This is a genomic window from Avibacterium sp. 21-586 (assembly GCF_026226775.1).
Lineage (GTDB): Bacteria > Pseudomonadota > Gammaproteobacteria > Enterobacterales > Pasteurellaceae > Avibacterium.
Window position 1 is genome coordinate 1,554,069 of the sequence record NZ_JAKKOD010000001.1, and the last position, 26,303, is coordinate 1,580,371.

20 protein-coding genes, 4 tRNA genes and 1 pseudogene are annotated in these 26,303 nt (G+C 39.7%); 13 read left to right on the forward strand and 12 right to left on the reverse strand.

All coding sequences use genetic code 11. The annotated features are described in order from the left end of the window. Positions 1-199: 199 nt before the first annotated feature. The 6 genes from L5B71_RS07155 to L5B71_RS07180 all read left to right on the forward strand — a co-directional run bounded on the left by L5B71_RS07155 (position 200) and on the right by L5B71_RS07180 (position 3,337). Complete coding sequence (locus tag L5B71_RS07155; RefSeq protein ID WP_265757679.1) at positions 200-1,423, forward strand: ROK family transcriptional regulator; 1,224 nt, start codon at positions 200-202, stop codon at positions 1,421-1,423. 146 nt (positions 1,424-1,569) lie between these two features. Next, positions 1,570-1,646: transfer RNA gene (locus tag L5B71_RS07160), tRNA-Met, on the forward strand. A gap of 5 nt (positions 1,647-1,651) precedes the next feature. Then, positions 1,652-1,736, forward strand: a tRNA-Leu gene (locus L5B71_RS07165). A gap of 27 nt (positions 1,737-1,763) precedes the next feature. Then, positions 1,764-1,838: transfer RNA gene (locus tag L5B71_RS07170), tRNA-Gln, on the forward strand. 43 nt (positions 1,839-1,881) lie between these two features. Beyond that, positions 1,882-1,956 (forward strand) — tRNA-Gln (locus L5B71_RS07175). Between the two features lie 121 nt (positions 1,957-2,077). Beyond that, on the forward strand, positions 2,078-3,337 hold the full coding sequence (locus tag L5B71_RS07180) for an NRAMP family divalent metal transporter (RefSeq protein WP_265757681.1): 1,260 nt from the start codon (positions 2,078-2,080) through the stop codon (positions 3,335-3,337). 213 nt (positions 3,338-3,550) lie between these two features. On the opposite strand, the gene gorA is transcribed toward L5B71_RS07180, so the two are convergent. The 4 genes from gorA to dapA form a co-directional block, all read right to left on the reverse strand. Further along, positions 3,551-4,906 (reverse strand): glutathione-disulfide reductase, encoded by a 1,356-nt coding sequence (gorA, locus tag L5B71_RS07185; protein WP_265757682.1) that lies wholly within the window; start codon positions 4,904-4,906, stop codon positions 3,551-3,553. Between the two features lie 116 nt (positions 4,907-5,022). Then, positions 5,023-5,868, reverse strand: a complete 846-nt coding sequence (locus L5B71_RS07190) for a 23S rRNA (adenine(2030)-N(6))-methyltransferase RlmJ (protein ID WP_265757683.1) — start codon at positions 5,866-5,868, stop codon at positions 5,023-5,025. Positions 5,869-5,949: 81 nt separating this feature from the next. Continuing rightward, the gene (bamC, locus tag L5B71_RS07195; RefSeq protein ID WP_265757684.1) at positions 5,950-6,954 is read right to left on the reverse strand and encodes an outer membrane protein assembly factor BamC; all 1,005 of its coding nucleotides are present in this window, start codon (positions 6,952-6,954) and stop codon (positions 5,950-5,952) included. Between the two features lie 152 nt (positions 6,955-7,106). Further along, entirely contained in the window at positions 7,107-8,003 is an 897-nt protein-coding gene (dapA, locus tag L5B71_RS07200) for a 4-hydroxy-tetrahydrodipicolinate synthase (protein WP_265757685.1), read from the reverse strand. A gap of 135 nt (positions 8,004-8,138) precedes the next feature. On the opposite strand from dapA, the gene bcp reads away from it, so the two are divergent. Next, positions 8,139-8,606: a thioredoxin-dependent thiol peroxidase gene (bcp, locus tag L5B71_RS07205; protein WP_265757687.1), complete on the forward strand. Its 468-nt coding sequence runs from the start codon at positions 8,139-8,141 to the stop codon at positions 8,604-8,606. Between the two features lie 508 nt (positions 8,607-9,114). Beyond that, positions 9,115-9,939, forward strand: coding sequence for a DNA ligase (locus L5B71_RS07210; RefSeq protein ID WP_268741543.1), 825 nt, complete (start codon positions 9,115-9,117; stop codon positions 9,937-9,939). A 70-nt stretch (positions 9,940-10,009) separates the two neighbouring features. Here L5B71_RS07210 and metG read toward each other — a convergent pair whose 3' ends face one another. Beyond that, positions 10,010-12,061, reverse strand: a complete 2,052-nt coding sequence (gene metG / locus L5B71_RS07215) for a methionine--tRNA ligase (RefSeq protein ID WP_265757688.1) — start codon at positions 12,059-12,061, stop codon at positions 10,010-10,012. 191 nt (positions 12,062-12,252) lie between these two features. Here metG and apbC point away from each other — a divergent pair, with 191 nt between their 5' ends. Both apbC and L5B71_RS07225 read left to right on the forward strand, forming a co-directional pair. Continuing rightward, positions 12,253-13,377 (forward strand): iron-sulfur cluster carrier protein ApbC, encoded by a 1,125-nt coding sequence (gene apbC / locus L5B71_RS07220; protein WP_265757798.1) that lies wholly within the window; start codon positions 12,253-12,255, stop codon positions 13,375-13,377. Next, on the forward strand, positions 13,334-13,726 hold the full coding sequence (locus L5B71_RS07225; RefSeq protein WP_265757690.1) for a hypothetical protein: 393 nt from the start codon (positions 13,334-13,336) through the stop codon (positions 13,724-13,726). The genes apbC and L5B71_RS07225 overlap by 44 nt, the downstream gene beginning before the upstream one ends. 110 nt (positions 13,727-13,836) lie before the next feature. Here the strand turns inward: L5B71_RS07225 and rpsO are convergent, their stop codons facing one another. Next, on the reverse strand, positions 13,837-14,106 hold the full coding sequence (gene rpsO / locus L5B71_RS07230) for a 30S ribosomal protein S15 (protein WP_017805737.1): 270 nt from the start codon (positions 14,104-14,106) through the stop codon (positions 13,837-13,839). A gap of 168 nt (positions 14,107-14,274) precedes the next feature. Here rpsO and L5B71_RS07235 point away from each other — a divergent pair. Continuing rightward, a pseudogene (locus L5B71_RS07235) lies at positions 14,275-15,398 on the forward strand (glycerate kinase). A gap of 80 nt (positions 15,399-15,478) precedes the next feature. On the opposite strand, the gene ispD reads toward L5B71_RS07235, so the two are convergent. The 3 genes from ispD to eno all read right to left on the reverse strand — a co-directional run bounded on the left by ispD (position 15,479) and on the right by eno (position 17,950). Next, the gene (gene ispD, locus L5B71_RS07240; RefSeq protein WP_265757691.1) at positions 15,479-16,180 is read right to left on the reverse strand and encodes a 2-C-methyl-D-erythritol 4-phosphate cytidylyltransferase; all 702 of its coding nucleotides are present in this window, start codon (positions 16,178-16,180) and stop codon (positions 15,479-15,481) included. Then, the gene (ftsB, locus tag L5B71_RS07245; RefSeq protein WP_265757692.1) at positions 16,180-16,458 is read right to left on the reverse strand and encodes a cell division protein FtsB; all 279 of its coding nucleotides are present in this window, start codon (positions 16,456-16,458) and stop codon (positions 16,180-16,182) included. Before ftsB ends, ispD begins: the two co-directional genes overlap by 1 nt. 190 nt (positions 16,459-16,648) lie before the next feature. Continuing rightward, entirely contained in the window at positions 16,649-17,950 is a 1,302-nt protein-coding gene (gene eno / locus L5B71_RS07250; protein ID WP_265757693.1) for a phosphopyruvate hydratase, read from the reverse strand. A gap of 250 nt (positions 17,951-18,200) precedes the next feature. On the opposite strand from eno, the gene ypfJ reads away from it, so the two are divergent. Further along, positions 18,201-19,025 carry a KPN_02809 family neutral zinc metallopeptidase gene (gene ypfJ, locus L5B71_RS07255; protein WP_265757694.1) on the forward strand — a complete coding sequence of 275 codons (825 nt, stop codon included), beginning with the start codon at positions 18,201-18,203 and terminating at the stop codon, positions 19,023-19,025. Between the two features lie 43 nt (positions 19,026-19,068). Here the strand turns inward: ypfJ and lysC are convergent, their stop codons facing one another. The 3 genes from lysC to L5B71_RS07270 form a co-directional block, all read right to left on the reverse strand. Continuing rightward, positions 19,069-20,427, reverse strand: a complete 1,359-nt coding sequence (gene lysC / locus L5B71_RS07260) for a lysine-sensitive aspartokinase 3 (RefSeq protein WP_265757695.1) — start codon at positions 20,425-20,427, stop codon at positions 19,069-19,071. 172 nt (positions 20,428-20,599) lie between these two features. After that, entirely contained in the window at positions 20,600-21,856 is a 1,257-nt protein-coding gene (gene proA / locus L5B71_RS07265) for a glutamate-5-semialdehyde dehydrogenase (RefSeq protein WP_265757696.1), read from the reverse strand. 23 nt (positions 21,857-21,879) lie between these two features. Further along, on the reverse strand, positions 21,880-22,551 hold the full coding sequence (locus L5B71_RS07270; RefSeq protein ID WP_265757697.1) for a trimeric intracellular cation channel family protein: 672 nt from the start codon (positions 22,549-22,551) through the stop codon (positions 21,880-21,882). A 175-nt stretch (positions 22,552-22,726) separates the two neighbouring features. Here L5B71_RS07270 and dnaE point away from each other — a divergent pair, with 175 nt between their 5' ends. Next, positions 22,727-26,203 (forward strand): DNA polymerase III subunit alpha, encoded by a 3,477-nt coding sequence (gene dnaE / locus L5B71_RS07275; RefSeq protein ID WP_265757698.1) that lies wholly within the window; start codon positions 22,727-22,729, stop codon positions 26,201-26,203. Positions 26,204-26,303 lie beyond the last annotated feature (100 nt).

Below are 26,303 nucleotides of genomic sequence, written 5' to 3' on the forward strand. Positions count from 1 at the left end.
TTCTATTATTATATGAACAGAAAATGGTTAATCTTTTTTAGCGTAAGTTTACTGCATTAGGCTATGCAGTGAGTGGATAATAGTTTAGATAAAAAAGAAATTCGGTTGCATTTTTTGCTAGTCAATTTTACAGTCTAGGCATTTTATTGAATTCATTTTAGAATAGACTATTATTAATTTTCTATACGTGGGAAAAAGAATGCGTGATAATCATCAAATCGCGAATATTGATTTTGTTAAACAAACGAATAGTGCCGTAGTTTATAAATTGATTGATCAGCAGGGGCCAATTTCCCGCATTCAGATCTCTGAACTTAGCCAACTTGCCCCAGCCAGTGTGACGAAAATTACTCGTAATCTTTTGGCGCGAGGATTAATTAAAGAAGTTGCTCAACAAGAATCAACAGGTGGGCGGAAGGCAACTTCGATTATTGTGGAGAGTAAGGCTTTTCACTCAATTCTGGTTCATTTAGGTACTAAGCAGATGACTTTGGCGATTATGAATCTTTCCTCAGAACTCTTAAAAAAAGAGATTCTCGATTTACCAGATTGTCAAAGTGCGGTGGAAATGGAGCAATTTTTAATCGCTCACCTTGCGAGATTTATCGAAAAAAATCAACGTAAAAATGCAGCGTTGATTGCTATCGGTATTACAGTTCCTGGGTTTGTAGATGTTAAGACTAATTGTATTCAATATTTACCACATTTATCTCTTAGCGAACCTTGGGATTTAGCTAACCATCTTGCGGAATATTTTCAACTTATGACTTTTATTGGTCATGATGTGCGAAGTTTGGCGTTAGCGGAGCATTATTTTGGGGCCACGAAAGACTGTTATGATTCCTTATTATTGCGTATTCATAGAGGGGTTGGTGCTGGGATTGTTATTAACCATGAGATTTTCCTTGGTTATAAAAATAATGTCGGTGAAATTGGACATATTCAGGTTGATCCGTTAGGGAAACGTTGTTTATGTGGTAATGTTGGTTGCTTGGAGACTGTGGTTAGTAATGAGGCAATTGAGGAAAAAATGCTAGGTTTGCTTGAAGAGGGCTATAAAAGCAAATGGATTTCATTAGAAAGTCACGATATAGAAGCAATCTGCAACGCAGTGAATAAGCACGATATAGTAGCGGTCAATTTAATTGAACATGTTGGTACGCAAATTGGGCGAGTGTTGGCAATGAGTGTGAATATGTTTAATCCTGAGAAAATAGTGATTTCAGGGGAGATAACGCAAGCACAGAATGTATTATTTTCTGCTATTCATCGTACATTGGATAATCTTGCGCTACCGGCTTTTGTAAAAAACACTCCGTTGGTTGTCTCGGAATTGCAAAATGAAGATGTTATTGGCGCATTTGCCTTGATAAAACAAGCTTTATTAGATGGTAGATTGCTACAACATTTGCTCTCGGAGTAAAGCGGGATCGCTTTTATGCTAATATTGTATAATCTCTATGCGAACGAGAAAGAATTTAGGAAAAAGAAGAAAAAAAGAGTTGACGAAGGGCTATCAGATCCGCATAATTAGCCCCGCAAAGCCGATGAGGTGAATGCAAAATGTTTGGCTATGTAGCTCAGTTGGTTAGAGCACAACACTCATAATGTTGGGGTCACAGGTTCGAATCCCGTCATAGCCACCATATTTGCGGGACTGGCGAAATTGGTAGACGCACCAGATTTAGGTTCTGGCGCCGCGAGGTGTGTGGGTTCAAGTCCCTCGTCCCGCACCATTCATTAGCTTGCAGTTCTTTAGTAGGTGGGGTATCGCCAAGCGGTAAGGCACCGGGTTTTGATCTCGGCATCCCTAGGTTCGAATCCTAGTACCCCAGCCATACTACCTAACGTTTCAATCTTTTTTCGTAAAGAATTTTCTATTGGGGTATCGCCAAGCGGTAAGGCACCGGGTTTTGATCTCGGCATCCCTAGGTTCGAATCCTAGTACCCCAGCCATTATATTTATTATCGTTATTCAATTGGATTATTGAAAAATATTAAATTTTTCGTGAAGTCCACTATACTTGTATTTGTTTGAATAAATCAATTATAATCTTGTTTTTAATAGGAATTTATTATGCAAACAAATATGATTAAAAACACTTGGAAAACTAAGCTTCAAGCTTTAGGACCTGGTATTTTGATGGCTTCAGCCGCAATCGGTGGATCACACGTTATTGCTTCCACACAAGCTGGGGCTATTTATGGTTGGCAATTAGCGATTATTATTATTTTAGCTAATCTTTTTAAATATCCGTTTTTTCGTTTTGGTGTGCAGTACACATTAGATTCAGGGAATACTTTGCTTGAAGGCTATTACCAAAAAGGAAAAGTTTATCTCTGGATCTTTTTTCTACTTAATCTTTTTTCAACTGTGATTAATGTAGCAGCTATTTCATTATTATGTGCTGCGATATTAACTTTTGCATTACCATTTCCTGTACCAGTTCCAACGCTAAGCCTGATCGTAATTTGTGTGACGGCAGCTATTTTATTATTAGGTAAATATCGTTTTTTAGACAGTTTTGCGAAGTTGATTATGATTTCCCTTTCGGCAACAACTATTCTGGCAGTTGTTGTCGCACTAATGAAAAATGGACTTCAAGGCGTTGCTGCAGCAGATTATATTTCTCCCTCACCTTGGAGCTTAGGTGCCTTAGGATTTATTGTCGCACTGATGGGGTGGATGCCCGCACCAATTGAGATTTCAGCGATCAATTCGATGTGGGTCGTTGCGAAACGTCGTATTTCTAAAGTTTCTTATGAAGATGGTATTTGGGATTTTAATATTGGTTATATTAGTACCGCAATTTTGGCTTTAGTTTTTTTAGCTCTAGGTGCATTAGTGCAATTTGGTTCAGGAGAAGCGGTGCAAATGGTGGGCGGAAAATACATTGCTCAACTTATTAATATGTATGCTTCAACGATCGGTGAGTGGGCAAGAGAGCTTATCGCATTTATTGCTTTTATGTGTATTTTTGGCACGACAATCTCTGTAGTCGATGGCTATTCACGTACAAATGTGGAAACTTTGCGTTTATTAATGGGAAAAAAAGAGAGTAGTCCAAAGACATTAAATATAGCAATTATTCTTGCTTCATTATCTGGCTTAGCAATTATTTTCTATTTCAATAATGCTGTAGGACCAATGCTTAAATTCGCAATGATTGGCTCTTTTGTCTCCACTCCTGTTTTTGCATGGTTAAATCTATCATTAGTTATGAATGGTGAGCATAAAGTAAAAGGTCAATTATTATGGTTATCTCTAGTTGGATTAATTTACCTTACTGGTTTTACATTACTTTTTATTGCCTCACAAGCTGGATTATTTAGCTAAAAAATATAAACACTGTTACATTTTGATAAATGTATTTTTCTTGATCGTAAATTTATGCTTGGATTGCCAGCTTAAAACAGAGCAGTGTAGTGGTAAACTACACTGCTTATATTTTATCTGCTCGTTATTTCGTTGAAGTATTTAGCTTTCAAGGAATAGCGTATTTTAAATGCGGGTGGCTATGTATTGAGAGAGAGAAAAAGTACGCTTAATCTATCTCATCGTTACAAATTCTTCCGAACCGGTTGGGTGAATAGCAACAGTGTTGTCGAAATCGGCTTTGGTTGCCCCCATTTTAATGGCTACCGCAAAGCCTTGAATCATTTCATCAACACCAAAACCAATGCCGTGCAAGCCGACAATTTTTTCATCTTTACCGACACAAACTAATTTCATTTGGCAAGGTTGGCGATGTTGGGTTACCGCACTGTACATTGGCGTGAACGATGATTTATACACTTTTACGTTTTCTGTGCCATATTGCTCAATGGCTTGCGACTCAGTTAAGCCAATAGTGCCGATTGGTGGGTGGCTAAACACTACGGTTGGCACAAGATTGTAATCTAAATGTTCGTTTGGTTTATTGTTGAATAAACGTTCAGACAAACGGCGTCCGGCAGCAACGGCAACAGGGGTGAGTTCAATCCCTCCTTCAATAATATCGCCCACCGCATAAATGCCTTTCACATTGGTGTTTTGATATTTATCTACTTTAATGAAACCTTTATCGTTGGTTTCTACGCCTGCTGCTGCAAGGTTGATGTTCGCTGTATTTGGTTTACGACCAATCGCCCAAATTACTTTTTCAACAGTTTGCTCACGCCCATCTTCTAATTTTAAGGTGAAAGAACCGTCAGCATTTTTAACCACTTCTTTTGGAATGGCGTGGGTGTGCAGATGAATGCCATCTTGCGCCATCACTTCTACAAGGGTTTCTACAATAAGCGGATCAAAGCTACGCAACGGGCTTTGTTTACGCACAAATAGGTGAGTGTTCACGCCTAGGCTGTTTAATACACCGGCTAATTCCACTGCGATGTAACCTGCACCGACAACAGCAACGGATTTTGGTAACGCATTTAATTCAAATACGCCGTCAGAATCAATGCCGTATTCTGCTCCTTTAATTTCAGGGTGGGCAGGATAGGCCCCTGTTGCGATCAAAATATGATCTGCGCTGACTTTCTCGCCGTTTACTTCAATGGTGTGGGCATCAACAAATTTGGCAAAGCCTTTGATCACGTCCACGTTATTTTTGGCTAATACATTGTTATAAGAATTGTGGATACGTCCAATATAAGCCTGACGATTTTCCACTAACTTGCTGAAATCGAACTCTTTTACCGCAACATCAAAGCCGTAATCTGGCGCATACAGATTGATCGCTTCTGCCACTTGTGCGCCATACCACATTACTTTTTTCGGCACGCAACCCACGTTTACACAGGTTCCGCCTAGTTCTTTTGCTTCAATAATGGCACATTTTTTGCCATAGCTTGCCGCACGGTTGATTGAAGCAATACCGCCACTTCCGCCACCAATGGCGATGTAATCATAATGTTTTGTCATTTTTAACTCCCTAAATTGGTGAATTGGGCTGTGAATGCGAAAAGCCCATAATAAATCTGCGCTATTTTGCCGAAAAATACGAGATAAAGCGACTAATTAATCTAATCGGTAAATTCTTACTCTGGCGCGATCCATTCTACCTTCCAGCTGCCCGTGCCTTCTGGCACAAGGGTTTTGGTTAAATAAGGCAGAATTTTTTTCATTTGTGCTTCTAGCTGCCAAGGAGGATTAACCACAATCATTCCGCTTGCGGTCATTCCACGTTGATCCGAATCAGGACGCACCGCCATTTCAATTTGGAGAATTTTGCGAATGCCCGTGTTTTCCAACCCTTTTACAATGCGCTTGGCTTGTTGACGTAGCACCACAGGATACCAAATAGCATAAATGCCCGTGGCAAAACGCTTCACGCCCTCTTCAATGGCTTTTACCACCAAATCATAATCTTCTTTTAATTCATAAGGGGGATCGATCAAAATCAGCCCGCGTCTTTCTTTTGGCGGTAAGGTGGCTTTAATTTGCTGAAAACCGTTATCGCGTTTGGTGGTAACATTATCAAATTCTTTGAAATTATTGCGTAATAATGGGAAATCCGCAGGGTGCAGCTCGGTTAATAATGCTCGATCTTGTGGACGCAATAAATGTGCGGCGATCAGCGGTGATCCGGCGTAATATCGTAGCGATTTGCCACCATAATTCAGCTTTTTAATCAGGGCGACATAACGCGCCACTTCTTCGGGCATTTCTGTTTGATCCCACAAACGCCCGATCCCTTCTTTATATTCACCGGTTTTTTCCGCTTCATTGCCGAATAAGCGATAATGCCCCACACCGGCGTGGGTGTCTAAATAATAAAAGCCTTTGTCTTTTTGTTGCAGACTTTCAATAATCAGCATTTGCACAATGTGTTTTAGCACATCGGCAAAGTTGCCTGCGTGGAAGCTATGACGATAACTCAGCATTAGTTTGCCCTTAAAAATTTGATAAAAAAAGACCGCACTTTTATGCGATTAGGAAAAGTGCGGACATTTTTTGGTGTTAAATTACTTTGCTAAAATATTGTGTAATGCTTGATAAATGTGCTGGATTTTTTCTTCTGGTAAGGTTTTGTTATCTTCATCAGAAATAATCACAGCACTTTGTCTGCCAAGTGAGATTAGCTGCATAGTGTAAGTGTCGTTTTCTAATTTTGGATCGACGCTACCATATCTTGCCCATTCCGTAGCTTCGGACGCGGAATAACTTAATTTACGATAGCCTTTTACTGGATTTTCTTCGCTTGTTTTAAAGCCTAATAAATTTAATGCAGGGCGCAGTCTATTCCAAGAATAGGTAAAAGAGGCATCTAAACCTAAAGCTAATCGACCATTCATATCTCGCACTAATTGTGATGTAATCGGCGTGGAAATCCCACTATTTAATTCTTGTTGTTGCTTGTTATAAGCTGTATTCAACTGACCAATCAGTTGGTTTAAGCGATCGGACGTATAACGTTGAATCTCAAGCGTTGTTGGGGTAAAAATCACATCATCTCGTTTCATTTGTAGGATTGAAACCAATAATGCAGTTGCATCTTTAGTGGTAACTTGCTCAATTAAATAACGAATTTGAGTATCCCCAATATCATCATTACGTCCAGTTGTTGTCCAATTAGTTTCAATTTGACTTTTTGTCACTGTATAACCAACACCTTGTTCTTTCAGTAAACGTTCTACTTGAGTTAAGTTATATACGTTTTGTTTATCAAGTGGATAAACAATTAATGAGTGTTGGCCATCAAAGTGCGTGATAGAATTATTGATTAAAGCAATCGGCGTACTTGGTGGACGGATATCCATAGGCTGATAATTGATCTGACCAGTTTCAGGTAAACGATAAGTACTATCTTGTTGTATTAATGTTAACCCACCTGTATTTAACGGTGAAAAGTTAATTTGTTGCTCGGCGTGCTGCCCAAAAGAATCATCGGCAGATTGTTTGTTTTCATTGCTTGTTGAACAAGCGGCCAAAGTGAGTAACAGGGGAGCGGTAAATAACCAATATTTCATCATTATTCCTCAAGGTTAGGTTAGGCATTTGATATAAAGTAACATAAAAAAATAAAAACGTTCAATTTTCTGCAACTTTGACCAATTTATTGGCAAAAAGTTTAAGAGGCCGAATAAATTACAGCCTCCTTTATTTGATTTGTTATCGTTAATTATAATAATTTTGCGTCTTGAAGCGCTTTGAGCATAATTGGCTGAGCACTTTCACTTAACACGGTAAGAGGTAAGCGTAATACTGGTTGAGGAATTAAGCCAAGTTTATAAGCCGCCCATTTTACCGGGATCGGGTTTGATTCGACAAAAAGATCTTTATGAAGAGGCATTAAACGTTGGTTAATTTCTTCGGCCTCATCAAATTTACCTGCAAGGGCTAAATCGCACATTTTTGCCATATCTGCGGCGGCAATGTTATTGGTTACAGAAATCACCCCTTCACCACCGGCTTTCATACTTTCTAATCCCGTAGCATCATCACCGCTCAATACGATGAAATCTTCACCAGCAAGCTGTTTGATTTTCGCGACACGGCTGACATCACCAGTGGCTTCTTTAATTGCGACAATGTTTTTTATTTTTGCTAGGCGAGCAACAGTTTCTGGTTGCATATCGCTACCTGTTCGTCCTGGCACATTGTATAAAATCTGTGGTAAATCCGTACTTTCTGCGATCGCTTTAAAATGCTGATACATTCCTTCTTGAGTCGGTTTGTTATAATAGGGTACAACAGATAGGCAACCAGCAACACCACTACCATTCAATAATTTTGTCATTGTGATGGCCTCACTGGTTGCATTGGCTCCTGTCCCAGCAATAACCGGAATGCGCGAATCTGCAAATTCAAGTGTTTTTAAAATGGTTTTGACATTTTCTTCAATACTTAATGTTGCTGATTCCCCAGTTGTTCCTACTGATACAATTGCATGCGTGCCAGAATTGATATGGTATTCAACAAGTTTTTTTAATGCATCAAAATCTACTTCACCATGTTGATCCATTGGGGTGATGAGAGCAGTAATACTTCCATAAAATAAAGCGTTTCTTGCAGACATAAGGCCTCCGAATTATTTTTGTTATTTATATTGAGTTTGCTTGAAAAATTCTCATTAGGATCGCTAAAATAGCGTTAATTTGCAAATCATTTTTTTGCTTTTTTTACTAACTTGCGATTTTAAAGGATGTTTTTTATGCAAACATTAAAAGCTGGAGATTTTGCACCGCACTTTGCTTTGCTTGATCAAAATGGACAATCTGTTTCTCTTGCTAATTTTAAAGGTAAAAAAGTGTTGGTTTATTTTTACCCTAAAGCGCTCACACCAGGTTGCACCATACAGGCCTGTGGATTGCGTGATACAAAAGAGACACTTGAAGAACATAATGTGGTGATTTTAGGTATTAGCCCTGATAGTTCAAAAAAATTAGCGAATTTCACTGAGAAAAAATCGCTTAATTTTACCTTGCTTTCTGATCCAGAACATCAAGTCGCAGAGCAATTTGGTGTATGGGGAGAGAAAAAATTTATGGGGAAAACCTATGATGGCATTCACCGAATAACTTTTTTAATCGATGAACAAGGCAAAATTGAAAAAGTATTTGATAAGTTTAAAACGGGTGAACATCACCAAGTGGTGTTAGATTATTTAGAGCAAGGATAGTCACTATAACGTGTGTTTATTTATCAGGTGTGGTAGATAATCCTGTGCTATTTTAATTCATTGATTAATCAATTTGTTATTAAAAAGAGCACATCCTAAGGGGAAAAAGGTTTTTATTTTTAGCACACCTTTGAATTTATAATATTATTTAGCTCAAATTTTTCTCACAATTGGGGTAATAAAATAAAGTGCTATTATTCATTAGTTAGCGTATTGCCTTCCTCCATATGGATACACAATATTATGATGGTTAATTTATATAATCATACACTATCTAGTCTCTACTTGTTCCGTTTCCTTAGTGTTCGTTACAGTATTCTAATGTAGATTTTTATTTATCAATTCTAATGAAAAATCCATGTATAAGTAAAAAATTCAACATAATATTTTTTATATTATGAAAAAATTTTACGATCAGGATCGCATAATGTTGCTTCTTTTCTCATTATTCTTAATACGTTGGTTAATATCTTTGCCATAATTTCTAATATCTAAAAAGGAGAAAATATTGTTTCATATTAAACCTATTTTATTGGTTTTTGTTATGCTATTTTCAATATTGATTTATGCGAAGCCCCCTGATTTAATGTTACTCGGTACTTACCACAATCAAGATGTAAAAAATTGGGTAATGAGTGAAAAATTGGACGGTGTTAGAGGATATTGGGATGGTAAGCAACTTTTTACGCGACATAACAAAATACTTAAGCCGCCGTTGTATTTCATTAGAAATTTTCCACCTTTTGCTATTGATGGAGAGTTATTTAGTCAGCGTAATGAATTTGAGCAAATATCTTCCATCGTGCGTTCACAAAAAGATAAAGGTTGGGAAAAACTTAAACTTTATGTGTTCGATGTGCCGAATGCCAAGGGTAACTTGTTTGATCGCTTAGCTATGCTGGAACATTATTTAGCCCAACATCCAAGCGAATATATTGAAATTATTGAACAAATTCCGATTAACAGTTACGACCAAATACAACGTTTCTTGAACAGGATTGAGCAAAAAAAAGGAGAGGGAATAGTATTGCGTAATCCGAATGCACCTTATGAAAATAAACGTAGTAATCAAATTTTAAAATTAAAAACCGAACTTGACGAAGAGTGTGAAGTAATCGCTCATCATCAAGGTAAGGGTAAATTTAGCGGTAAACTAGGGGCTATTACGTGTAAAAATCACCGAGGTCAATTTAGAATTGGTTCTGGATTTAAATTAGCTGATAGAGAAAATCCACCAGCGATAGGTTCAATAATCACTTATAAATATCGCGGTTTAACGAAAAAAGGTTTACCAAGGTTCGCTACTTATTGGAGGATAAAACGTGTGGAATAAAATAAGGCAGATTATTATCTGCCTTAATCAAAAAATGCGCATCATGAAGGGGAATGCTCAATAGTTAAAATTATTTTACACGAGAGCCAGTTTTTGCACCAGAATCCACATCAAGTAAGAATAAATCTGCGCCCCCCGTGCCTGCAGAAAGGATCATTCCTTCAGATAGACCAAATTTCATTTTGCGTGGTGCAAGGTTGGCGACCATAATCACCATTCGCCCTTCCAATTCTTCTGGTTTGTTGTAGGCTGCTTTAATGCCCGAGAACACTTGACGCTGTTCCATGCCTAAATCTAGAATAAATTTTAATAATTTATTGCTTTCAGGCACAGCTTCGCATTTCAGCACTTTGGCAACGCGTAAGTCTAATTTGGCGAAATCATCAATGGTGATGGTCTCTTCAAAAGGCTCAAAATCTGCTGCATTTTGCACCGCACTTTTTTCTGTGCTACTTTGCGGATTGAGTTGGGCATTTTCCGCTTTTGATGCTTCGATCATCTGCTCAATTTGCTTCATATCTAAACGAGAGAACAAGGCTTTAAATGGCGAAATTTTGTGAGCAAGCAATGGTGTTGTGAGGTTATTCCACGTAATTTCAGTCTGTAAGAAGGCTTCAGCACGCTCGGCTAATTTGGGTAGCACAGGTTTTAAGTAGCCCATTAATACACGGAATAACTCAATACCCATTGAGCAAACTTGTTGTAATTCTTGCTCGCGCCCCTCTTCTTTTGCAATTACCCAAGGAGCTTTTTCGTCAATATATTTATTGGCTTTGTCTGTTAATGCCATAATTTCACGAATGGCTTTGCCGAATTCACGGTTTTCGTAGTAAGTCGCAATGTTATCCGCTTGTGAAGTAAATTCTGCGAATAAGACGGGATCTTGTAAGGTCGCAGCTAATTCCCCTCCAAAACGTTTTTGGATAAAACCGGCATTGCGCGAAGCAAGATTGACTAATTTGTTTACCACATCAGTGTTCACACGCTGTACGAAATCTTCCAAATTGAGATCTAAATCGTCAATGCGGTTGCCTAATTTTGCCGCATAGTAGTAACGCAAATATTCTGGATCAAGGTGTTTTAAATAGGTTGCCGCTTGGATAAATGTGCCGCGAGATTTCGACATTTTCTCGCCATTAACGGTTACATAACCGTGTACAAAAATATTATCAGGCTTGCGTAATGCCACACCTTCTAACATCGCCGGCCAGAATAATGAGTGGAAGTACATAATATCTTTACCAATAAAATGATAAAGTTCAGCTTGGCTATCTTTATTCCAGAAGCTATCAAAATCAATATCACCTTTACGGTTGCACAGGTTTTTGAAAGACGCCATATAACCAATCGGCGCATCAAGCCAAACGTAGAAATATTTGTTTTCTGTCCCTGGGATTTTAAAACCGAAGTAAGGTGCATCACGAGAAATATCCCATTGCTGAAGCCCTGCTTCAAACCATTCTTGCATTTTGTTTGCCACTTCTTGTTGCAATGAACCCGAGCGAATCCACGCTTTCAACATTGCTTCAAAACTTGGTAAGTCAAAGAAAAAATGCTCACTCTCTTTCAACACAGGCGTTGCCCCCGATACCGTAGAATGCGGATCGATTAATTCCGTTGGGCTGTAAGTGGCAGAACAAACTTCACAGTTATCACCATATTGATCAGGGGATTTACATTTTGGACAAGTGCCTTTAACGAAGCGATCAGGCAAGAACATTTGTTTTTCAGGATCAAATAATTGCGAAATAGTATGGCTTTTAATAAAACCATTTTCTTTTAATTTATTGTAAATGCTTTCTGCCAGCTCGCGATTTTCTTCACTATGGGTTGAATAATAATTATCAAAACTAATGTTAAAGCCTTTGAAATCTTCAACGTGTTTTTGTTGCACATCGGCGATTAACTGCTCAGGGGTAATGCCCATTTGATCGGCTTTAAGCATAATTGGCGTGCCGTGCGCATCATCAGCACAAACAAAATAAATTTCGTTGCCACGCATACGTTGGAAGCGCACCCAAATATCGGCTTGGATATGCTCAAGCATATGTCCTAAATGGATCGGACCGTTTGCATAAGGTAATGCGCAAGTGACTAAAATTTTACGAGGTGAATTTGACATTATCTGTTACCTTTATCATCAGAAAAATTGTGCCGAATTTTACCTTATTGGCGGTATTTTTTCCAGTTCCAGGCAGTTTATCTCAATTTATACTTAACAGCACCGCCTTACCGTGTTTAAATATACCCACAAATTTACTCAACTATTCTCTAACTATTTACTTAACAGCGACTTAACAATAGGAAATAATGATGAGCATTCATTTTTCAGCGAATTTAAGCGAGGCTCAACAAGCCGAGATCCAACAATTATTCCAACAATTTCAACACCCTAGCTTACAACGTGATTTAATCACTCTTAATGCGATCAAAAAAGTAGAGCTAGGCGCAGGCGTTTTACGCATTGAAATCACAATGCCTTTTGCGTGGAACAGTGGTTTTGAACAATTAAAAGCAACGCTAACCAATGAGCTAGAAAAAATCACCCAAGCCACAGAAGTAAAATGGGTGCTGAATTATCAAATTGCGACTTTAAAACGCGCCAATAATCACCCCGCGGTGAAAGGTATCAAAAATATTATTGCAGTAAGTTCAGGCAAAGGCGGCGTGGGTAAATCTACCGTTTCTGTCAATTTAGCTTTAGCCTTACAAGCACAAGGTGCCAAAGTTGGCTTGCTCGATGCGGATATTTATGGCCCATCTGTCCCCCATATGCTTGGCGTGGCAGATCAGCGTCCAACTTCGCCAGACAACAAACATATTAACCCCATTGAAGTATATGGATTACGCACCAACTCTATTGGCTATTTGATGGAACCTGATAACGCCACCATCTGGCGCGGCCCAATGGCAAGCAGTGCGCTAAGCCAACTTTTGCAAGAAACCTTATGGGCGAAAGATGGCGTCGAGCTAGATTATTTAGTGATTGATATGCCGCCCGGCACAGGCGATATTCAGCTTACGCTCTCACAACAAATCCCTGTAACTGGAGCGATTGTGGTGACCACACCGCAAGATATTGCTTTAATTGATGCAATTAAAGGTATTTCAATGTTCCAGCGTGTTTCTGTCCCTGTGCTTGGTATTGTGGAAAATATGTCTGTGCATATTTGTAGTAATTGCGGCCATCACGAACCTATTTTTGGTACAGGTGGTGCAGAAAAAATGGCAGAAAAATATCAAGTAAAAGTGCTTGCACAACAGCCATTGCATATCCGCTTGCGCGAAGATATGGATAACGGCAAACCAACAGTGGTTTCCGCACTAGATAGCGAAATTGCCCAATCTTTCCTACAACTCGCCGAAAAAGTTGCCAGCGAACTTTATTGGCAAGGTGAAATTATTCCAAGCGAAATTTTATTTAAAGCAGTGGAATAAAAATAACATAAGCGAAAGAGCGGTGGTTTTTACGGAATTTTACGTGGTTAAAAATTTGTGGAAAAGTACCGCTCTTTATTATTTAGTTCATTATTGTTGGCTGATTACTTATTTCTTTGTGGTAAATAACGGGTTTCGCTCGTTGAGCGACTTCCTTTCTTTTGCTTACCCAAAAGAAAGGAAGCAAAGAAAAAGGAACCCCGATCAAACCACTTTTCCTCATTCCAATAAAATTTTCTTAACGAAAAATCAGCCTGATGTTCGCTTGGCTCCCGTTCGGCGTGATTTTTCTAAAAATTTTATTTCCATTCGGGCGGTTTGGACGGGGAATGGGGGGGCTAAATTTTAAAGTGCGGTGTTTTTTTGGGGGGCAGACATAGGTTTATTTTTGCTATTGATAAAATATCCCCATAAAAAAACGCTCAATGTCTTGAGCGTTTTCTTGTTCTAATTTGGAAATTAGCGACGTAAACCTAAACGAGCGATAGTTTCGCTGTATTTAGCTAAATCAGTACGTTTTAAGTAGTCTAATAATTTACGACGACGAGAAACCATACGTAATAAACCACGGCGACCGTGATGGTCTTTTTTATGCACAGCAAAGTGTGCTTGTAAGTGGTTGATTTGTGCAGTTAATAATGCAATTTGAACTTCTGATGAACCAGTATCTTTTGCATCACGACCAAATTCAGCAACGATCGCTGCTTTTTTTTCTGTGCTTAGAGACATATTAAAATCCTCAATAGTAGGGTTAGTCATACATCAAACGCCGATCTCTAATTCAGCGCCGACAAGGAACAACAATTGTAGCGATTAAGAGAAAAAATGCAATAAATATCTTGGGATTTTTTCGCTCAACAAGGTAGTATAAGAACAGTTTTTTAACAGGAATTAACAATGAAAATACTCATCGCACCTGATTCATTCAAAGAAAGTTTGACCGCGCTTGAAGTGGCGGAGGCGATTGAAATTGGGTTTCGCAAGATTTTTCCGCACGCGCAATATTGCAAAATCCCAATGGCTGACGGTGGGGAGGGCACAGTGCAATCTTTGGTGGACGCCACGCAAGGAAAGCTTATCCAATGTACGGTTACCGCCCCTTTGGGCAATAAGATTGACGCATTTTGGGGGCTTTCTGGTGATGGTGAAACCGCATTCATTGAAATGGCAGCAGCGTCGGGGTTGCATCTTGTGCCAATGGAGGCACGCAACCCATTGAAAACCACCAGTTTTGGTACGGGAGAATTAATTTTAAACGCCTTACATTATGGGGTGAAAAAAATTATTCTCGGCATTGGTGGAAGTGCAACCAATGACGCTGGCGTGGGAATGTTGCAGGCTTTGGGGGCTTGCTTTCTCAATGCTGAAAATCAATCTTTGGGCTATGGTGGTGAACAGTTAATTCACACCGCTCATATTGATTTAAGCCAACTTGATTCACGTTTAGCGCAAGTACAAATTGAAGTGGCTTGTGATGTGAATAATCCATTATGTGGTGAAACTGGCGCATCAGCAGTGTTTGGGCCGCAAAAAGGTGCTACCACTCAAATGGTGCAACAACTTGATGCCGCGCTTGCTCATTTTGCAGGAAAAGTACAGCAACAGTTGGACATTAATATCTACAATCAAGCTGGCACTGGTGCGGCTGGCGGAATGGGCGGTGGGTTATTGTTATTGCCTAAAGTGCGGTTAAAAAAAGGCGTAGATATTGTGTTAGAAACCTTAAATTTTAGCACCCAAGTGAAAGATGCCGATTTGGTGATTACTGGGGAAGGGCGAATGGACGGGCAGAGTGCTTACGGAAAATCGCCAAATTTGCCAAGCAATTTGGTAAACCTGTGATTGCTATCGTAGGCAGCCTGCGGGAAGATTATGAAGTGGTGTATGAGCTGGGCATTGATGCAGTATTCCCTATTATTCGTCAACTTGATAATCCGAAAAACACACTACAAGCTGGTAGAGAAAATATAATTTCTGCTAGTCAAAATATTGCACGATTTTATCAATTAATGATGCGATGAAATAATCTGCCATAAAGAAAAAGTAAGTGCGGTAGTTATTTTACTCGTTTTACATCATACGTGTGTTCTTTTATAACTTTTTAATTATGTTGGTCTTTTTGGCTTAAATAAAATTCTGCAAGAGCTAAGTCATCAGGATGGGTAATTTTAATGTTACTCGTTTTTCCCATTACTAATTGAGGTTTAAAGCCTAAAAGCTCCATTGCAGAAGATTCATCTGTGATATTTTGTTGTTGTATTAAGGCATATTCTATGGCCTGCTTCAGTGAAGCAAGAGGGAAAAATTGGGGCGTTTGAGCCAACCAAATTTCAGTGCGATCTTCAGTCTTTTCAATTAAGTGATATGGATTACTTCTCTTTATTGTATCGACAGCAGGAATAGCAAGGATTGCACCATCTGGATGAGTAATACTTGCCAACGCCTCCAACTCTTGCAGGGTCAAACAGGGACGAGCTGCATCATGTACCATTACCCAAGCATTTTCTTCAGTATTAATCGCTCTTAATCCATTTAGTACCGATTCGGCACGAGTTTCTCCACCATTGATCAGCGTAATGTTCGGATGTTGTAACAAATTGATTTCAGATAAGTAAGAATCATTTGGGTTAATAGCAAGAACAATACGAGAAATCTTGTCGGCACTTAACAGTAATTCAAGGGTATGTTCAAGAATTGTTTTGCCATGGATAGTTAAATATTGCTTAGGTCGATCGGCATTCATTCGACGCCCAATTCCTGCGGCAGGAACTAAGGCAATAATTTTGCGTTCAGTATTACTCATTATTTATTTTCTTTAACAATTCGATAAAAAATTTCATTATTTTTGATCATCTCATGTTGTTGTCGAGCTCTTTCTTCAATTGCATCTACACCTTCTTTGAGATCTTTAATTTCAGCAGCAATTGCCTGATTTCTTTGAGTCAATTGTTCATTTTCTTGTTGATGTTGAGTAATCTCTTGCTGAAACTGTTTGTTATCAAAATATCCATTTTTGCCAAACCAAAAGTTATATTGGAATAATAACAATATTGTTAGCAAAAGAAATACAAGTAAACGCATAACGTTCCTCTATTATTCTGTGCTAAATGCAATAGTATACGTTGAAATCATAAAAAAGTTACACAAAACTTCTTTGAGATAATAAATATTCACAGCATACTGTTACACGAAATTCACTTCAATCACAATAATAAAAAAGTGCAGGTTGAACCCCTACACTTTTTATTATCAAGTGGTCAATTGTTGTTGATTAAGCTTGACCTTTCACTGCTTTTAAGCCTAAGAATGGGGCTTTATCACCTAATGCTTCTTCAATACGGATTAATTGGTTGTATTTAGCAATACGGTCAGAACGGCTCATAGAACCTGTTTTGATTTGACCTGCCGCAGTACCAACCGCTAAATCTGCAATGGTTGCATCTTCAGTTTCACCAGAACGGTGTGAAATAACCGCAGTATAACCAGCATCTTTTGCCATTTTGATTGCGGCTAATGTTTCTGTTAATGAACCAATTTGGTTAAACTTGATTAAGATAGAGTTTGCGATACCTTTTTCAATACCTTCTTTTAAGATTTTGGTATTGGTTACGAATAAATCATCACCAACTAACTGTACTTTATCTCCTAATACTTTAGTTTGGTATGCAAAGCCGTCCCAATCTGATTCGTCTTGACCATCCTCGATAGAAACGATAGGGTATTCTTTACATAAACCTTCTAAATAGTGTGTAAACTCTTGAGAAGTGAATGATTTGCCTTCACCTTTCATTTCATACATACCGTTTTCTTTGTTGTAGAATTCAGATGAGGCACAGTCCATTGCTAATGTTACATCTTTACCTAAAACATAACCTGCTTTTTCTACCGCTTCTTTAATACAAGCTAAGGCAGCTGCATTAGATTCTAGGTTAGGGGCAAAACCACCCTCATCACCTACCGCAGTGCTTAAACCTTTCGCTTTTAATACTTTTGCAAGGTTGTGGAATACTTCAGCACCAATGCGTAGTGCTTCTTTTAATGTTTTTGCACCTACTGGCTGGATCATAAACTCTTGAATATCCACATTATTATCAGCGTGCTCACCACCATTGATGATGTTCATCATAGGTAATGGCATTGAATATTGACCCGGAGTACCGTTTAATTCTGCGATCCACGCATAAAGTGGTAAGCCTTTAGATGCTGCTGCTGCTTTAGCATTAGCAAGAGATACTGCTAAAATTGCGTTTGCACCGAATTTAGATTTGTTTTCTGTACCATCTAAATCGATCATAATTTGATCTAGCTCAGCTTGGTTACAAGCATCTTTGCCAACTAAGGCTTGAGCAATTGGACCATTTACCGCTTCAACCGCTTTTAACACACCTTTACCCAAGAAACGAGATTTATCACCATCACGCAATTCTAATGCTTCACGCGAACCTGTTGATGCACCAGATGGAGCCGCAGCAAGACCGACGAAACCACCTTCAAGGTGAACTTCTGCTTCCACAGTTGGGTTACCGCGAGAGTCAATGATCTCACGACCAATAATTTTAACGATTTTCGCCATTTTATTTTCCTCATATTTAAGTTAATTTTCAAAGATAAAATCTGAAATCTCGTTCATCTTAAAACGATTTTTCATTTTTGTCTTGTAAAAAATGCGATTAAATTGATCACTGTTAAATTTTAGTACATTCATTGCTGGAAATCTAGAAAGCGAGTGTTAGGTTGCTAGAAATAAATTGACTGCAAATTGCCCTATGAAATATTTTTTGTAATAAAATAACCGCACGTTAATGATAAATAGGATAAAAATTATGCGTTGGCAAGGGCGTAGAGAAAGCACAAATGTTGAAGATAGAAGAAATTCAAGGGGAAGCTTTCGTGGAGGAAAACAAATAGGTGTACTCAGTTTTATCATTTTGCTTGTTGGTGCCTATTATGGCGTAGACCTTTCTGGGTTGGTTGGCACACCTGATTTTAGTGATCCAATAAGTTTAAATACGCAAGAGCAACAAAGGCTTGATAGCTTATCGAGAGTCGTCTTAGCCGATACGGAAAATGTATGGGGAAATTATTTTGCTCAGCATAATCAATCTTACCATCCGCCTATTATGGTACTTTACAATCGTGAAACACACACTGCCTGTGGAATGGGACAGGCCGCAATTGGCCCCTTTTATTGTCCAAATGACTATCGTCTTTATCTTGATCTTTCTTTTTACAATGATATGAGAAATCAGTTGGATGCAGAGGGGGACTCTGCCTTTGCTTATGTGATTGCACACGAAGTAGGGCATCATATCCAAAATTTATTGGGGATTTTGCCTAAAGTGCATCAGGCTCAACGAAATTTAAGCCCCATACAAGCTAATCAACTTTCTGTGAAATTAGAATTACAAGCCGATTGTTTTGCGGGCGTATGGGCAAGCCAAGCAAGCAAAATAGGTTTATTTGAAACAGGTGATATTGAAAAAATCTTTCGGGCAGCTCAAGCTGTTGGTGATGATCGATTACAAAAACGCACACAAGGATACATCGTCCCAGATAGTTTTACGCACGGTACTTCTGCGCAGCGTCTAGCGTGGTTTAAGCGAGGATTCCAAAGTGGTCAGCCTAGGCAGTGTGATACATTTGATTGAGAATAAAAATGGAAGTCTATGACTTCCATTTTTATCATTATGATTATTCAAATAAATTTTTATGTAATGCTCTTACCACATCATCAGCTTGCGCGTTCTGTACTAACATACAAATGTTGTTGGTGCTTGCGCCGTAACTGATCATTCTTACGTTGTAGCTTTCTAGGGTGTCAAAAATTTGTTTTGCGATACCTGCAGTGATATGCAGATCATTCCCCACTAATGCTACTAAAGATAAGCCTGTATCCACTTTTACACTGGATACTTCTCTTAGTTCAGAAAGTAATTCTGGTGAGAGCATTTCCGCACCCGATGAGGCAGAACCTGTTTTATCTAAGGTCAGTGCTACGCTTACTTCGGAAGTAGTGATGGTATCCACTGAAATTTTGTGTTTTGCTAAAATGTTAAACACATTCGCTAAGAAACCCTGTGCGTGTAACATACTTAGGCTTGAAAGTGTTACCAAGGTTTGATCACGGCGTAATGCGATCGCTCGGAAGGTTGGACGTGGCTGGGGATCTTTTGTTACCCAAGACCCGCCATCTTGTGGTGCTTTACTTGAGCCAACGAATACAGGAATATTACTGCGTACTGCCGGAAGTAACGTTGCTGGGTGCAACACTTTCGCACCGAAGGTCGCCATTTCTGCAGCCTCAGCAAAGCTCATTGCGTCAATCCGTTTTGCAGCTGGCACAATGCGTGGATCCGTTGTGTAAATACCCGCAACATCAGTCCAAATTAACACGTCTTTAGCATTTAGCACCTCTGCTAAAAGTGCGGCAGAATAATCACTGCCACCACGTCCTAAAGTAGTCGTTTTGCCTTGAGAATCTCGACCGATAAAGCCTTGTGTGACAATCATTGTATCGTTATCTTGAGCCAGAATCGGTTTTAATAGCGCATCGCTGTTTTTTTGTGTTTGCTCATCATCTGGCACGGCTTTACCAAAATGGCTGTTGGTTGCCACAATGGTGCGTACATCTACCCAAGTAGCTTTCGCACCTAACTCTTTTAAAACTTGTACAAAAATCAAGGTAGACATCATTTCCCCTTGACTGATTAATTCGTCTGTTAAAGCATCCGATACAGCCACACTTGCCGCATCAGCAAGGGTTTCAATATGTTCTAAAATTTCCTCAATTTTTGACCGCACTTCACAGCCATCTTTGAGCTCCGCTAAGATGTTTTCTTGAATTTGACGTACTTCAGCAATTAACTTCGCACGCTCTTCAAGCTCTTTACCATTTGCGAGAGCTACCAATAAGTTAGTGACCCCAGCTGAGGCAGAAAGCACAACAACACGCGTGTTAGGATCGGCAGTAACGATTTGAGCACACGAAAGCATTGCGTTATGATTTGCAACACTAGTGCCACCAAATTTTGCAACAGACAAATGAGACATAAGATTTTCCTTCCTGTAAGTATAAATGATTGTTGTATTAAAATATCTTAGAAATAACTATTCCAGTAAGCATTGTCAAATAGTATTTTATAAAAGAAAATAAAAAAACACCATTTTAAAATGATGTTTTAACATATTAAAACTTTATTATGAATTATCCAATAATCTCCAATTAGGGACGGAGTAAATAATCACCCACGCCAATCCATTTGTAAGAGGTTAGTGCTTCTAATCCCATAGGCCCACGGGAATGCAATTTTTGTGTACTCACTGCCACTTCTGCGCCTAAGCCAAATTGTCCGCCATCGGTAAAACGTGTACTTGCATTGACATACACTGCAGCGCTGTCCACTTGATTAATAAATTGTTGTGCAAGGCGTTGCGAGCTGGTTAAGATCGCATCAGAATGTTGCGTACCGTATTGATTAATAAAGGCTACCGCTTCATCAATATCTTTAACCATCACCACATTGAGATCAGGCGATCCCCATTCTTGTTGTAAATCTTGCTCCTGTAATGGCACAACGGTTGCCCCTGCTTGGTTTAATAGTGAAAGTGCGGTGGAATTTGCGTGAAATTTTATTTTTGATTGGCTAAATTCCGCTAGCATTGGCAAAAATTGTGCGGCGATGCTTTCTTGCACTAACAAGGTTTCAAGGGTGTTACAAGTGCTTGGACGCTGCGTTTTGGCATTGCTAATCACCGCTAATGCACGGTTTAAATCTGCACTTTCTTCCACGAAAGTATGGCATACGCCCACGCCCCCAACGATCACAGGAATGGTGGAATTTTCTTTACAAAGCTGATGTAAGCCCGCACCGCCCCTTGGAATAAGCATATCCACATAGCGATCTAGTTTCATTAATTGCATCACTAAATCACGGTTTGGATCAGTAATCGCTTGCACAGCATATTGTGGTAAATTGGCTTGTAATAGGGCTTGTTGTACCACTTCTACTAAGATTTTGTTGGAGTGTTGAGTTTCTTTTCCTCCGCGTAAAATTACTGCGTTGCCTGTTTTTAAACATAGGCTGGCTACATCGATGGTTACGTTTGGACGGGCTTCATAAATGGTTGCCACCACACCTAAAGGTACACGCACACGTTCAATTTTTAGCCCACTGTCTAGCGTACCGCCGTCAATGATTTTGCCCACAGGATCAGGCAGCGAAATAATATGACGAACATCTTGGGCAATGGCGTGTAGCCGTTCAGGTGTGAGTAATAGGCGATCAATCAAGGCATCTGATAAACCATTTTGCTTAGCGGTTTGAATGTCTTTTTCATTTTCCGCCAAAATACGAGCAGCTTGTTGTTCTAATTGATCGGCAATACATAGCAAGGCACGATTTTTGTCTTTTTCACTACATTGTGCCAATACAAAAGCCGCGTGTTTGGCTTGTTTACCCATTTCTACTAAATTCGTCATTATTTATCCTTATTTTTTAATTTTTATTTGATTTTTTTCGGCAGTTTATCATCGGTTTGCTTTTCGGCGATTTCCTGCTCTTGATAATCGAATACTGGCAAATGCCATTCAAAACGAATAGCAAGCAATCGAATGGTAAAACCGCAAGCTAGGGTTACCACGATCACGATATTGTGATTAATATTCAACTGGCTCAAGCCAATATAAATACTTGCTGCCAGCAATGCAATGCTGGCATACAGCTCTTTTTGGAAGACAAGTGGAATGCGGTTGCATAGCAAATCCCGTAGCACACCGCCAAATGCCCCGGTGATAATTGCTGCAATAACCGCAATGATAAAGCTATGCCCCATATCTAATGCGATTTGTGTGCCAATAATGGAAAACACGATAAGTCCCAAGGCATCTAGCACCAAGAAAATGGTACGAAAATAACGCATAAAATGTCGAATGAATGGCGCAATTACCACCGTCAGCACCGCGGCGCTGGCAACAATAATAAAATAATGGGGATTTTTTACCCAACCAAGAGGATAATGCCCCAGCAGCACATCGCGCACTGAACCACCACCAATGGCAGTCATTGCTGCAATGATAATGACGCCGAAAATATCCATTTTTTCTCGTCCTGCGGCTAATGCCCCCGTGATAGCTTCGGCACTAATTCCAATAATATATAAAATGCTAAGTAGCATAAATCCCTTCATTTAAGAGCGATAAGAATTTCAGTTATTTTAGACAGTAATTTTATCGCCAACAAGGAATAATTTAACATATGAAATAATGCATAAAAGCCATTTAATCCTCTTGAAATTCAAGTTAAAATGAAAGATCGATTTCTACTTAATTTTATTTTAGCAAGGATTTTTTATGTCAGAACCGCGTTTCGTACATTTACGTGTGCATAGCGATTTTTCAATGATTAATGGTATTGCGAAAGTAAAACCGTTAGTTAAAGCCTGCGTGGAAAACGAAATGGTGGCAATGGCATTGACGGATTTTACCAACTTCTGCGGTTTAGTGCGATTTTATGGGGAAGCCCTTTCTTCAGGAGTGAAGCCCATTGTTGGGGCAGACGTGTTAGTGAAAAGCGATTTGCTCGGCGATGAGCATTTTGAACTTACCTTACTTGCCAAAAATAATACGGGCTATCACAACATCACCCTGTTGTTATCCAAAGCGTATGAACGAGGTTACACGGATTTACCCTATATTGATCAGCAATGGCTGATGGAACACCGTGAAGGCTTGATCATTCTTTCCGGTGGGCGCAATGGTGATGTGGGAAAAAAATTACTGAAAAATAATCTCGCGGATGTAGAAAGTGCGGTGCGTTTTTATCAAGAATTTTTTCCTGACCATTTTTATTTGAGTCTTTGTCGCACAGGGCGTCCTGAAGAAGAGCGTTATATTCAAGCCGCCTTAAAATTAGCAGAAAAACATCGTATCCCCCTTGTGGCAACCAATGATGTGTGCTTTTTGTCTTCCGAAGATTTTGAGGCACACGAGATCCGCGTTGCGATTCACGATAGCTATACGCTTGATGATCCAAAACGCCCGAAACTATATAGTGCTCAGCAATATTTCCGTAGCGAACAGGAAATGTGCGAATTATTTGCTGATATTCCCACCGCACTTGCAAATACCGTGCAAATTGCCAAACGTTGTAATGTAACCATTCGTTTGGGCGAGTATTTCTTACCCAAATTTCCCACAGGGGAGCTCAGCACGGAAGATTATTTGGTACAAAAATCCCGTGAGGGCTTGGAAGAGCGCTTAGCGTTTTTATTTCCAGATGAAAAAGAGCGGGCAGAAAAACGCAAAGAATATGACGAACGCTTGCAAGTTGAGCTAGATGTAATTAACCAAATGGGGTTCCCCGGTTACTTCTTAATCGTAATGGAGTTTATCCAGTGGTCGAAAGATAATGATATTCCTGTTGGGCCGGGGCGTGGTTCTGGGGCTGGCTCATTAGTGGCTTATGCGTTGAAAATCACTGATCTTGATCCCCTTGAATTTGATTTACTTTTCGAGCGTTTCTTAAATCCAGAACGGGTATCAATGCCCGATTTTGACGTGGATTTTTGTATGGATGGGCGAGATCGCGTGATTGAACACGTTGCGGAAACTTACGGACGTGGCGCGGTGTCGCAGATTATCACCTTTGGTACGATGGCGGCTAAGGCGGTAATTCGAGATGTGGGGCGTGTGCTTGGACACCCTTATAGTTTCGTGGATCGCATTTCCAAATTAGTGCCGCCTGATCCGGGTATGACCTTAGCCAAAGCCTTTGAGGCTGAACCGCGCTTGCCTGAAATTTATGAAAGTGATGAAGAAGTCAAAGCCTTAATTGATATGGCGCGCAAGCTCGAAGGGGTAACGCGTAACGCAGGGAAACACGCTGGGGGCGTGGTGATTTCCCCAGGGCTGATTACAGATTTTTCGCCGCTCTATTGTGATAGTGAGGGTAAACACCCTGTTACCCATTTTGACAAAAATGATGTGGAATATGCAGGGCTAGTGAAGTTTGACTTCTTGGGATTGCGCACCCTAACCATCATCAAATGGGCATTGGATATGATTAATACTCGCCTTGCCAAAGAGGGCAAGCCGTTAGTGGATATTAATCGTATACCCCTTGATGATCCGCAATCTTTCCAAGTGTTACTCAATGCAGAAACAACCGCAGTGTTCCAGCTAGAGTCGCGCGGAATGAAAGATTTGATCAAGCGCCTAAAACCAGACTGTTTTGAAGATATTATCGCGTTGGTGGCGCTATTCCGACCGGGGCCATTGCAATCGGGAATGGTGGATAACTTTATCCGCCGTAAACACGGGGAAGAAGAAATTTCCTACCCTGATGCAGAATATCAACACATTTCCCTAAAACCGATTTTAGAACCAACTTACGGTATTATTTTGTATCAAGAGCAAGTAATGCAAATTGCTCAGGTGCTAGCAGGTTATACGCTCGGCGGGGCGGATTTATTACGTCGTGCAATGGGGAAAAAGAAACCGGAAGAAATGGCGAAACAACGCTCTGTGTTTGAAGATGGGGCGATTAAAAACGGCATTGACGGCACGCTTGCAATGAAAATTTTCGATTTGGTGGAAAAATTTGCAGGCTATGGTTTTAATAAATCGCACTCTGCTGCTTATGCCTTGGTTTCTTACCAAACGCTATGGCTAAAAGCTCATTATCCTGCAGAATTTATGGCTGCGGTAATGACTTCTGAAATGGATAATACAGAAAAAATCGTTGGACTATATGATGAATGTTTGCGTATGGGCTTAACAGTTACGCCGCCAGATATTAATACGGGGAAACATCATTTCAGCGTGAATGATAGTGGCGAGATCGTGTATGGCATTGGGGCGATTAAAGGGGTAGGAGAAGGTCCGATTGAAGCCTTAATTTCTGCTCGTGAGCAAGGAGGCATTTTTAAAGATTTATTCGATCTTTGTGCCAGAGTGGATTTAAAGAAAATTAACCGTCGCACTTTTGAAAGCCTTATTATGTCAGGCGCATTCGATAAACTAGGCCCACACCGCGCCGCACTGGCGAAAAACTTAGAAGATGCACTGAAAGCCTCTGAGCAATATGCCAAAAACGAAGCTATAGGGCAGGCGGATATGTTTGGTGTGTTGACAGAAACCCCTGAAAAAGTGGAACAGGCCTATGCGAAAACGCCACGCTGGAGCGAAAAACAAATTTTAGATGGCGAACGGGAAACCCTTGGGCTTTATTTAAGTAGCCACCCGATTAGCCCTTATTTAAAAGAGATAGCCCATTACAGCTCAACAAGATTAAAAGATCTTGTGCCAAATTATCGTGGGCAAATCAGCACAGCCTGCGGTTTAGTGGTGAGTTCGCGTGTGGCGATCACGAAAAAAGGCAACCGCTTAGGTATTGCCACCTTAGATGACCGATCAGGACGTTTAGATCTCACGTTATTCGGTGAAAGTTTAGATCGGTTTGGCGAAAAATTGCAAAAAGATACTATTGTAATTGCCTCAGGCCAAGTGAGTTTTGATGATTTTTCGCAAGGCTTAAAAATGTCGGTGCGAGAATTAATGACTCTTGATGAGGCGCGCAGTCGTTACGCCAAAAGCCTCGCTATTTGCTTGATGCAAGAACAACTTTCACCACATTTTATTAAGCAATTTAAAGACATCCTTAGCCCATATAGCGGTGGATCGTTGCCAATTAATATTTATTATCAAAGTCCACAAGGACGTGCTTTAGTAAAACTTGGCGTGCAATGGTCAGTGAATCCAAGTGATGAATTAATTAATATGCTAGTAGAAATGCTAGGCGAAAGTGCGGTGGAAGTTGAATTTAAATAATTAATAAAAATGTGTGAAGTTATTACGATATTGTGAAATTAACGATTTGACTGAGAAAATATTATCGGCCAATAAAAAGCCTATCGCTAAGCGATAGGCG

What these genes read in the sequence shown, in the direction of transcription:
- dapA (WP_265757685.1), bottom strand. Translation starts at nt 8,003, where the DNA reads ATGTCTGCAAGAAACGCTTTATTTTATGGAAGTATTACTGCTCTCATC.
- L5B71_RS07155 (WP_265757679.1), top strand. Translation starts at nt 200, where the DNA reads ATGCGTGATAATCATCAAATCGCGAATATTGATTTTGTTAAACAAACG.
- rpsO (WP_017805737.1), bottom strand. Translation starts at nt 14,106, where the DNA reads ATGTCTCTAAGCACAGAAAAAAAAGCAGCGATCGTTGCTGAATTTGGT.
- bamC (WP_265757684.1), bottom strand. Translation starts at nt 6,954, where the DNA reads ATGAAATATTGGTTATTTACCGCTCCCCTGTTACTCACTTTGGCCGCT.
- lysC (WP_265757695.1), bottom strand. Translation starts at nt 20,427, where the DNA reads ATGTCTCATTTGTCTGTTGCAAAATTTGGTGGCACTAGTGTTGCAAAT.
- apbC (WP_265757798.1), top strand. Translation starts at nt 12,253, where the DNA reads ATGAGCATTCATTTTTCAGCGAATTTAAGCGAGGCTCAACAAGCCGAG.
- ypfJ (WP_265757694.1), top strand. Translation starts at nt 18,201, where the DNA reads ATGCGTTGGCAAGGGCGTAGAGAAAGCACAAATGTTGAAGATAGAAGA.
- L5B71_RS07270 (WP_265757697.1), bottom strand. Translation starts at nt 22,551, where the DNA reads ATGCTACTTAGCATTTTATATATTATTGGAATTAGTGCCGAAGCTATC.
- L5B71_RS07190 (WP_265757683.1), bottom strand. Translation starts at nt 5,868, where the DNA reads ATGCTGAGTTATCGTCATAGCTTCCACGCAGGCAACTTTGCCGATGTG.
- bcp (WP_265757687.1), top strand. Translation starts at nt 8,139, where the DNA reads ATGCAAACATTAAAAGCTGGAGATTTTGCACCGCACTTTGCTTTGCTT.
- proA (WP_265757696.1), bottom strand. Translation starts at nt 21,856, where the DNA reads ATGACGAATTTAGTAGAAATGGGTAAACAAGCCAAACACGCGGCTTTT.
- ftsB (WP_265757692.1), bottom strand. Translation starts at nt 16,458, where the DNA reads ATGCGTTTACTTGTATTTCTTTTGCTAACAATATTGTTATTATTCCAA.
- ispD (WP_265757691.1), bottom strand. Translation starts at nt 16,180, where the DNA reads ATGAGTAATACTGAACGCAAAATTATTGCCTTAGTTCCTGCCGCAGGA.
- dnaE (WP_265757698.1), top strand. Translation starts at nt 22,727, where the DNA reads ATGTCAGAACCGCGTTTCGTACATTTACGTGTGCATAGCGATTTTTCA.
- eno (WP_265757693.1), bottom strand. Translation starts at nt 17,950, where the DNA reads ATGGCGAAAATCGTTAAAATTATTGGTCGTGAGATCATTGACTCTCGC.
- metG (WP_265757688.1), bottom strand. Translation starts at nt 12,061, where the DNA reads ATGTCAAATTCACCTCGTAAAATTTTAGTCACTTGCGCATTACCTTAT.
- L5B71_RS07180 (WP_265757681.1), top strand. Translation starts at nt 2,078, where the DNA reads ATGCAAACAAATATGATTAAAAACACTTGGAAAACTAAGCTTCAAGCT.
- gorA (WP_265757682.1), bottom strand. Translation starts at nt 4,906, where the DNA reads ATGACAAAACATTATGATTACATCGCCATTGGTGGCGGAAGTGGCGGT.